This is a genomic window from Roseateles sp., from assembly GCF_049240545.1.
Lineage (GTDB): Bacteria > Pseudomonadota > Gammaproteobacteria > Burkholderiales > Burkholderiaceae_C > Paucibacter_A.
This window is the reverse complement of sequence record NZ_JBMLSK010000189.1, coordinates 1-8,707: the sequence shown is the minus strand read 5'-3', so window position 1 is coordinate 8,707 and position 8,707 is coordinate 1. Positions and strand designations below refer to the sequence as shown.

Here is an 8,707-nt window from a genome sequence, read left to right as displayed (position 1 = left end):
AATATTCAGTCGGCATTACGTGGTTTAGCTGGTCAGTTTTCGGTCGGCATCAACACCGGGCAGTTCTGCGATGTGGTGCGCGCTCTCCACGAGCATGCCTCCGCTGCCGCATGTGGGGTCGTACACGCTGTGGCCGGGCTGCGGGTCGATGAGCTCCACCACCAGCTGCACCACGGCCTTTGGCGTGTAGAACTCGCCGCCCTTCTTGCCGGCATCGTCGGCGAATTGCTTGATGAGGTATTCGTAGGCATCACCCAGCATGTCGGCCTTGTAGAGGTCGGCATTGCCCAATCGGTACTGGTTGAAGTGGCGCAGCAAGCGTTGCAGCGTGGCGTCGGACAGCACGCGCTTGTCGCCGTACTGCGTGGCGGTCAGCACATGCTGCAGCTCGGTGTTGTTGGCCTCGATGGTGGCGAAGGCCTTGTCTAGCGCTTCGCCGATGTTCTCGGTACGGGCGATCAGGTTGGGCCAGCGGGCGTCGGGCGGGAAGGCGCCCCACTTGTCCTGGACCTCTGCCAGGGCGTCCAGCTTGCTGAGGCCATCAACGTGCTGCAGTTGTTGGACGCGATCCTCGAACACGTCGTTAAAGCGCTTCAGGAACAACAGGCCGAAGATGTAGTTCTTAAAGTCTGACGAGTCGATGGAGCCGCGCAGTATGTTGGCGGACTCCCAGAGCCAGGATTCTAGGGTGTCGAGGGTGAGTGACATAGGGCGACTGTGTTCTTGTATGTTTGTTTAGAGAAACGGACGGTTTTGACGGTAGGCGTCTAGCGCTGCAGGCGTGAGTAGTGCCACGCAACGGGTATGGATGGGGCACTGCCGGTAAAGGCGTGAGACCGTCGGCGACAGCCATTGCAGCAACTCAATCAGGCGGTCGTCGATCAGGCGAAGGCGGTCCAAGGACTCCTGTGGATTCCGTGTGGGGCCGCCAACCGTTTGTATCGCCCGTCCAGGTCGGTTCCGGGCTTCCGCCTTGAGTGGTCCAAGCTTCCAGATCGGTTCTAGGTGTGCAATCCGGTTTCGCAAGTCGTTGCAAAGGTCCATCCGGGCAAAGAAGGCATCCTGACGGGCTTGTGGGCGCCAGTATGTTGCAGCTCTTTGACGATGTCCTGGAAGGATGTCCGGGATGATGTGGTCCCAAGGAACCGCAACATGGTTGGTATCGGTCGAGACGTCAAGGAGCCTTGGCCAGAAACCGAAGGTGAGGTTCGAGACTACGTCGTCGGGTGTACGGGAGGGGTGACGGGGTCGCCAAGTGCCTCCACGGTAAACATGGGTGATTTCAAGGACTTTGTCGGAGGACTTTTGCGGAAGGTTCAGGCAGGCGTACCAGTCTCGCGATCCGACACCTCCCTGCTGGCCGTACCTCTGACTCAATACAGCATGAAACTGGTTGCGCAGAACAACTTCAATCAGGTCTGTAGTGCGAGCGAAGGCTTCACGCAAGTCTTCATTCCACTGGTAAAGGCCCAGTGCTTCTAAATCAGTGATAGCCTGGAAGTAGCGCTTGTAACTGCCAAGCCTAGCGTGAGAAATTGCCTGAGCAACTGCCTGCACGTCCTGATGGGTCATGTTGTTGTAGTCAAGCACTGTGTTATCCTTGCGAGGTAGGCGCTTGGGTACTATGGCTTGACAGGTCTCTCTTCGGACGGACGTCAGGTTCCAAGACGCAATAGAGGGGACGGCCGCGCAAGCGGCCGTTTTCCTTTGTGTCACCCACGACCCACCTCCTGGATGAGGCTGGCAAATCGGCTCTCCAGACCTTCCAGTTCGGCGCGGAGCTGTGCTCGCTCGGCACGAACTGCCTCCAGGTCCACCTGACAGACCAGCTCTACGGCTTCCACATAGCGAACCACGTTGAGGTTGCAGTCGTTCTGCAGGACGTCTTCCAACGACACCAAGCGGGCGCAGCCCTCAACATCCGCCCTGGCTACATAGGTAGCCTCAATCCGGGCGAGGTCTTCATCGCGTAGCTGGTTTTGGGTTTTTCCGTGCCCAAACTGGCGGCTTGCGTCGATGAAGAGCACTTGCCCGTCGCTCTTGTCCTTACGCAGCACCAGAAGTGCAATGGGCAGGGGCGTATTTGGAAGCAGCTTGGCTGGCAGCGCGATCACTGCGTCCACGAGGCCTTCCTCCAGCAATTGCCTGCGAATCTGCAGCTCCGCACCGGTGCGGAAGAGGACTCCATGGGTGACCACCACTGCCATGCGGCCACGACCACCCTTGAGCGTCTCCACCATGTGGCTGATGAAAGCGTAGTCCGCAGAAGCGCGCGGCGGAACTCCGCGTCGGTAGCGGCCGAAGGGATCGGCTGCGGCGGCTTCTTGTCCCCAATCCTTCACGTTGAAGGGTGGGTTTGAAACCACCACGTCGAATTTCTGCAGTTGGCCGCCAGACACCAGACGCGGGTCTTTGAGGGTGTCTCCCCATGCCAATTGCGCGGCACGTTCCCCATGCAGAAACATGTTGATTTTTGCGAGGGCCCAGGTGCCGCCGTTCTTCTCTTGTCCAAATAGCTGACAGCCCTCACCGCCAGATTGGGCACGCGCGAAGGCGCTGCAGGTCAACAATAAGGTGCCAGAACCGCAGCATGGATCGCCAACGCTATCCCCAGCTTCGGGCCGGAGGATTGCGGCGATCAGCCGGGAAACCTCGGGCGGGGTGAAGAACTCGGCACCCCGCTTGCCAGCGACGACTGCGGCCTCGCTGATGAGCGTTTCGCAGGCAAAGCTGGCCGCTTCGGCACTTGCGCCGCCTCGAAAGTCAAACTCTGGCAAACCGAAGCAGCTCAGCAGATCAGCGACGAGGTGTTGCCTTTGCGTGGGTTCGCCCAGCAAGGAAGAGTCGAAACGGACGCTGTGAAAGGCGTCTTTCAGCAGCGGTAGCTGCTTCTCCAAGTCATCCAGCGCCCAGTCAACACGCTGCCCGATATCAGGCATGTGCTTGGCGTTGAGCAGCCGTTCAAACGACGGCTCCGATTCGGCATCTGCGTCGAGCGCAACCGCATGTCTAGTTTCGACGGCATGATCAGACGCGTACTTCAGAACCAGCAGTGCCAGAAGGTGGTCACGGACCTCACCAACATCGGCCACGCCACGAACTGAATCGAAGCAGCGCCAGAGTGCGTGACGAATTGCCTGCTTGGCTTCAGCATCTAGCACGGTCACCTCCGCGGTGCGAAAGGACGTCCGCCATCTGAGCGACCTCAATGGTGTCCAGTTCTGTCAACCGATGCCGAATGGCAGCGATTCGGCCCGCAAGCTCATCAATTTCGGCGATATGGCGTTGGCGGCCCGAATCGGGAACGTCCACCTCCAGCGTCTGAAGAGCTGTCTTAGTCAGCGCTTTGATGCTGGTGCCAGTCAGCATTTGCTTGAGCTTGGCGCCGGTCGTTGTCAGGTTGAGAAACCAGACCAAGTAACCGGCATCCAACCCGAGAGCCGGTCGGATCACGTTCAGCTGACCCACCGGCAAAACTGGCAAGTCCGCCCCTTTGAAAAGCGTTGCCCTGTAGTAGTCGCCCCGTGAGGGGATGACCACATCACCGGCTTGCAGGCAGTTCGCGCGGTACTTCTCGGCCACAACAACCCGCGGCAGTTCGCTCCAGCTCACAGGAGTTGACGACACAACATCCCGGATGGCCAACGCACGGACGTTGCCTTCAGGATGTTCTTGCGGCGCCTGATCGCGAAAGACCACTGCTGTGTGGACCTCCGCCAAATCGGTGAGGGGGTGAATGGATTTCATCGAATAACTCTACTGTCGACGCAGTATAGCGCCGCCTGCGTCAAATCGCAAGCAGTAGAGTTATTTGTTTTAATGACACTCGCCAGCCGCGCAAGGCCAACCAGAGCTTCTTAGCCGAAACCAATGAACCACAAGAATCTCATAGCTCTTGCAGCTTACGGGGCGCTCTACCCTCCGCCGTGACTAGCGGCAAAGCTTTGCGTTCAGAACGGCAAAACTTTGCTCACGGCGACATGAAGATCAAACGTCGATATTCCCCGCCCTCAACGCATTCGTCTCAATGAAATCACGCCGTGGTTCCACCTCGTCGCCCATGAGCATGGTGAACACGCGGTCGGCTTCGATGGCGTCGTCGATCTGCACGCGCAGCAGGCGGCGGACGTTGGGGTCCATGGTGGTTTCCCAGAGCTGCTCGGGGTTCATTTCGCCCAGACCTTTATAGCGCTGGCGGCCGACGGAGTTTTCGGCTTGGGCCATCAACCAGGCCATGGCGCTGCGGAAGTCGCTGATCTTGCTTTCTTTGGCTTTTTCGCCCTCGCCCTTGCGGACGATGGCGTTCTCGCCGATCAGGTCTTTGAAGGTGACACCGGCGGTGCTCAGCACGGCGTAGTCGGCGCTGTGCACAAAGTCGGCGTTGATGACGCTGGAGCGGGTGTTGCCGTGTTGCTTGCGGCTGATGCGCAGCAGGTATTTGTCGGTGCGCTCGTCGTACTCGCTGCGCACTTCGGCCTGGTGCAGGGCGGCTTGCATGGCGACGGCGGCAGCCTCGGAGGCGTCCTTGCCGTCGAGGTTGATGGCCAGGCCGCCGGAGAGCACGCGCAGCGCTTCAAAGTCCATCCAGTTGGACAAGCGGGTAATGACGCTTTCGGCCGACACGTATTGGCGCGCCAGCGTTTCCAGCGCTTCGCCGCTGAGCACGGTGTCACCGTGGCCGGTGTGCAGATGGGCGTCCTGCATGGCGATCTTGAGCAGGAAGCTGTCGAGCTCGCTGCCGTCCTTCAGGTATTGCTCGTGCTTGCCGACCTTGACCTTGTAGAGCGGCGGCTGGGCAATGTAGATGTGGCCTCGCTCGCACAGCTCGGGCATCTGGCGGTAGAAGAAGGTCAGCAGCAGGGTGCGGATGTGGGCGCCGTCCACGTCCGCGTCGGTCATGATGATGATGCGGTGGTAACGGAGCTTGTCGGGGTTGAAGTCGTCACTGCCGGCGCCGCGGCCGATGCCGGTGCCCAGGGCGGTGATCAGCGTCAGAATTTCGTTGCTGGTGAGCAGCTTTTCATAACGCGCTTTCTCGACGTTCAAGATCTTGCCGCGCAGCGGCAAGATGGCCTGGAACTTACGGTCGCGCCCTTGCTTGGCGGAGCCACCGGCGGAGTCACCCTCCACGATGTAGATTTCGCAGAGCGAGGGGTCTTTTTCTTGGCAGTCGGCCAGCTTACCGGGCAGGCCCAGGCCGTCGAGCACGCCCTTGCGGCGGGTCATTTCGCGGGCTTTGCGAGCGGCTTCGCGGGCGCGGGCGGCGTCGAGGATCTTGCCGCAGATCATCTTGGCGTCGATGGGGTTCTCGAGCAGGAAGTCGGTCAGCAAGCGGCTGACGATGTCTTCCACCGGGGCGCGCACTTCGCTGGAGACCAGCTTGTCTTTGGTCTGCGAGCTGAACTTGGGCTCGGGCACCTTGACGGAGACCACGCAGGCCAAGCCTTCGCGCATATCGTCGCCGGCCACTTCGACCTTGGCTTTCTTGGCCAGGTCGTTGTCGGCGATGTATTTGTTGAGCACCCGGGTCATGGCGGCGCGCAGGCCGGTCAAGTGGGTGCCGCCGTCGCGCTGCGGGATGTTGTTGGTGAAGCAGAGCACGTTTTCGTTGTAGCTCTCGTTCCACTGCATGGAGACTTCCACGCCGACGTTGGTACCTTGCTCGCTGATCTTGTCGCCCTGGGCGTGGAAGATGGTCGGGTGCAGGACGTTCTTGCCCTTGTTGATGAACTCAACAAAGCCCTTCACGCCGCCGGCGTAGGCGAAGTTGTCTTCCTTGTTGTTGCGCTCATCGACCAGGCGGATCTTCACGCCGTTGTTCAAGAAGCTCAGCTCGCGCAGACGCTTGGCGAGGATTTCGTAGTGGAAATCGACGTTGGTGAAGATCTCGTCGTCGGGCAGGAAGTGCACTTCGGTGCCGCGCTTGTCGGTGTCACCAACGATTCGCATAGGGCTGACTTCAAAGCCTTCGCGCATTTCGAGCAGGCGGTCTTGCGGCACGCCCTTCTTGAACTCGACCTGGTGGATCTTGCCTTCGCGGCGCACGGTCAGGCGCAGGTGCTTGGACAGCGCGTTCACGCAGCTCACGCCCACGCCGTGCAAGCCGCCCGAGACCTTGTAAGAGTTTTGGTTGAACTTGCCGCCGGCGTGCAGCTCGGTCAGTGCAATTTCAGCGGCACTGCGCTTGGGCTCGTGCTTGTCGTCCATCTTGACGTCGGTGGGGATGCCCCGGCCGTTGTCGCTGACGCTGATGGAGTTGTCGGTGTGGATGGTGACGATGATGTCGTCGCAATGGCCGGCCAGCGATTCGTCGATGGAGTTGTCCACCACTTCGAACACGAGGTGGTGCAGACCGGTGCCGTCGGAGGTGTCACCGATGTACATGCCGGGGCGCTTGCGCACGGCCTCCAGGCCTTCGAGGATCTGGATGGAATCGGCACCGTAGACCGCGCCTGCCGTCACGTCCGCATCGGCGGCCGCCTGCTGCTTATCGGTCAGACCGTCGGGATTCATTTCGTTGCTCGGCACATCACTCATCGGGAATTCTTTCAAGGCCGCAACGCGGCCGGTACAACTCTCAAACTAGAACCCCCCGCTTGGCGGGGGGCAGGGGGGAGCCAATTTAGGGCATCGATGCCGATGCGGATCGTCAGATCCTCATCGGCATCACGACGTATTTGAAGCCGGTCTGCTCGGGGATGGTGATCAGGGCGCTGGCGGAGCTGTCGTTCAGGTCAATGCTGACCATGTCTTGGCTCATGTTTTGCAGCGCGTCCATCAGGTAGGTCACGTTGAAGCCGGTTTCGATCAGGTCGCCGCTGTAGTCGATTTCGATTTCTTCCTTGGCTTCTTCTTGTTCGGCGTTGCTGGAGGCAATGCTCAAGAGGCCGGGCTCGAAGGACAGGCGCACCGCTTTGAACTTCTCGCTGGTCAAAATGGCGGCGCGCTGCAGGCTGGACAAGAGCGTCAAGCGGCCCAGCGTGACGTTGAACTTGTGGTTCTTGGGGATGACGCGGTTGTAGTCAGGGAACTTGCCCTCGACCAGCTTGGTCACGAACTCCATGCCCGAGAAGCTGAACTTGGCTTGGTTGCCGGCGAAACGCATTTCGATGGGGGCGTCTTCGCTCTCACCCTTGCCGCCATCCTTCAGCAGGCGCATCAACTCCAGCACAGTCTTGCGCGGCAGGATGACTTCTTGCTTGGGGATTTCGGTTTCCAACTCAGCCTGGGCCAAGGCGAGGCGGTGGCCGTCGGTGGCGACCAGGGTCAGGTTCTTGCCTTCGGCCACGAACAGGATGCCGTTCAAGTAGTAACGGATGTCGTGCACGGCCATCGAGAAGTGCACCTGGTTGATCAGGTGCTTGAGCGTCTTTTGCGGCACGGAGAAGGCGGGGCCGAAGTCGGCCGCTTCTTGCACCAGCGGGAAGTCGTCCGAGGGCAGGGTCTGCAGCGTGAAGCGGCTCTTGCCGCCCTGCAGAGTCAGTTTGGATGCATTGGCCGTCAGCGAGACGGTTTGGTCCGCCGGCATGGAGCGCAAGATGTCGATCAGCTTGCGGGCACCCACGGTGGTGCTGAAGTCGCCGGCGTCGCCGCCCAGCTCGGCCGTGGTGCGGACCTGGATCTCCAGGTCGCTGGTGGTCAGCTCGAGATGGGGGCCATGCTTGCGGATCAGCACATTGGCAAGGATGGGCAGCGTGTGGCGCCGCTCCACAATGCCGGCAACCGCCTGAAGGGCACCGAGCACCTTGTCCTGGGTGGCTTTCAACACAATCATGTCAACCTCTTTCCGCTTGTTCTGAGGGGTTCTCACTCACCGCGCGCCCTCCGAAAAACGCGCGCGCGGTAACAACTCGCATTTTGACCCAGGAATGGGGTGTTTCTGGCCCCGGTGTAACCAGAGTGCGCGATCAACCCTTCAAAGTCTGTTCCAGCACATGCAGTTGCTGGTTCAATTCGGTGTTTTTCTGGCGCTCGCCCCCAATCTTGCGCACGGCATGCAAGACGGTGGTGTGGTCGCGGCCGCCGAACAGCTCGCCGATCTCGGGCAGGCTCTTCTGGGTCAGCTCCTTGGCGATGTACATGGCGATCTGGCGCGGCCGGGCAATGCTGGCCGGGCGCTTCTTGCTGTACATGTCGGCGACCTTGATCTTGTAGAAGTCGGCCACCGTCTTCTGGATGTTTTCCACCGAGATCTGCCGGTTCTGGATCGAGAGCAGGTCTTTCAGCGCCTCGCGCGCCAGCTGGATATTGATTTCCTTGTGGCTGAAGCGGCTGTAGGCCAAGACCTTGCGCAGCGCGCCTTCCAGCTCGCGCACATTGGCGCGCACGTTTTTGGCGATGAAGAAGGCCACGTCTTCGGGCATGGGCGTTTGTTCGGCCTCGGCCTTCTTGATCAGAATCGCCACCCGCATTTCCAGCTCGGGCGGCTCGATGGCCACCGTCAGGCCGGCGTCAAAGCGGCTGGTCAGGCGCTCATCGATATCGGCCAGGCCCTTGGGGTAGGTGTCGCTGGTCATGATGATGTGCGCGCGCTTGGCCAGCAGGGCCTCGAAGGCGTTGAAGAACTCCTCCTGCGTGCGCTCTTTGCCGGCGAAGAACTGCACATCGTCGATCAGCAGCAGATCGAGCGAGTGGTACTTGGCCTTCAGCTCATCAAAGGTCTTGCGCTGGTAGTTCTTCACCACGTCGGAGATGAACTGCTCGGCGT

At 60.3% G+C, this 8,707-nt stretch carries 7 protein-coding genes; all 7 read right to left on the bottom strand.

Annotated features, from left to right (window positions below; translation table 11 throughout):
- Positions 1-24: 24 nt before the first annotated feature.
- Positions 25-708, bottom strand: coding sequence for a type I restriction-modification system subunit M (locus ACOVRJ_RS12050; protein ID WP_422044090.1), 684 nt, complete (start codon positions 706-708; stop codon positions 25-27).
- Between the two features lie 27 nt (positions 709-735).
- Positions 736-1,590 carry a hypothetical protein gene (locus ACOVRJ_RS12045; protein WP_422044089.1) on the bottom strand — a complete coding sequence of 285 codons (855 nt, stop codon included), beginning with the start codon at positions 1,588-1,590 and terminating at the stop codon, positions 736-738.
- Between the two features lie 122 nt (positions 1,591-1,712).
- Positions 1,713-3,161 (bottom strand): N-6 DNA methylase, encoded by a 1,449-nt coding sequence (locus tag ACOVRJ_RS12040; protein WP_422044088.1) that lies wholly within the window; start codon positions 3,159-3,161, stop codon positions 1,713-1,715.
- Entirely contained in the window at positions 3,148-3,747 is a 600-nt protein-coding gene (locus ACOVRJ_RS12035; RefSeq protein ID WP_422044087.1) for a restriction endonuclease subunit S, read from the bottom strand. Before ACOVRJ_RS12035 ends, ACOVRJ_RS12040 begins: the two co-directional genes overlap by 14 nt.
- A 240-nt stretch (positions 3,748-3,987) precedes the next feature.
- The gene (gene gyrB, locus ACOVRJ_RS12030; protein WP_422044086.1) at positions 3,988-6,537 is read right to left on the bottom strand and encodes a DNA topoisomerase (ATP-hydrolyzing) subunit B; all 2,550 of its coding nucleotides are present in this window, start codon (positions 6,535-6,537) and stop codon (positions 3,988-3,990) included.
- Positions 6,538-6,649: 112 nt separating this feature from the next.
- Entirely contained in the window at positions 6,650-7,774 is a 1,125-nt protein-coding gene (dnaN, locus tag ACOVRJ_RS12025) for a DNA polymerase III subunit beta (protein WP_339596625.1), read from the bottom strand.
- 133 nt (positions 7,775-7,907) lie between these two features.
- Positions 7,908-8,707, bottom strand: an 800-nt coding sequence (gene dnaA / locus ACOVRJ_RS12020) for a chromosomal replication initiator protein DnaA (RefSeq protein ID WP_422044085.1), incomplete at its 5' end; no start/stop codon positions are given.

Excerpts from the sequence above, each read along its gene's own strand:
- ACOVRJ_RS12050 (WP_422044090.1), bottom strand. The coding sequence starts at position 708 with ATGTCACTCACCCTCGACACCCTAGAATCCTGGCTCTGGGAGTCCGCC.
- ACOVRJ_RS12035 (WP_422044087.1), bottom strand. The coding sequence starts at position 3,747 with ATGAAATCCATTCACCCCCTCACCGATTTGGCGGAGGTCCACACAGCA.
- gyrB (WP_422044086.1), bottom strand. The coding sequence starts at position 6,537 with ATGAGTGATGTGCCGAGCAACGAAATGAATCCCGACGGTCTGACCGAT.
- dnaN (WP_339596625.1), bottom strand. The coding sequence starts at position 7,774 with ATGATTGTGTTGAAAGCCACCCAGGACAAGGTGCTCGGTGCCCTTCAG.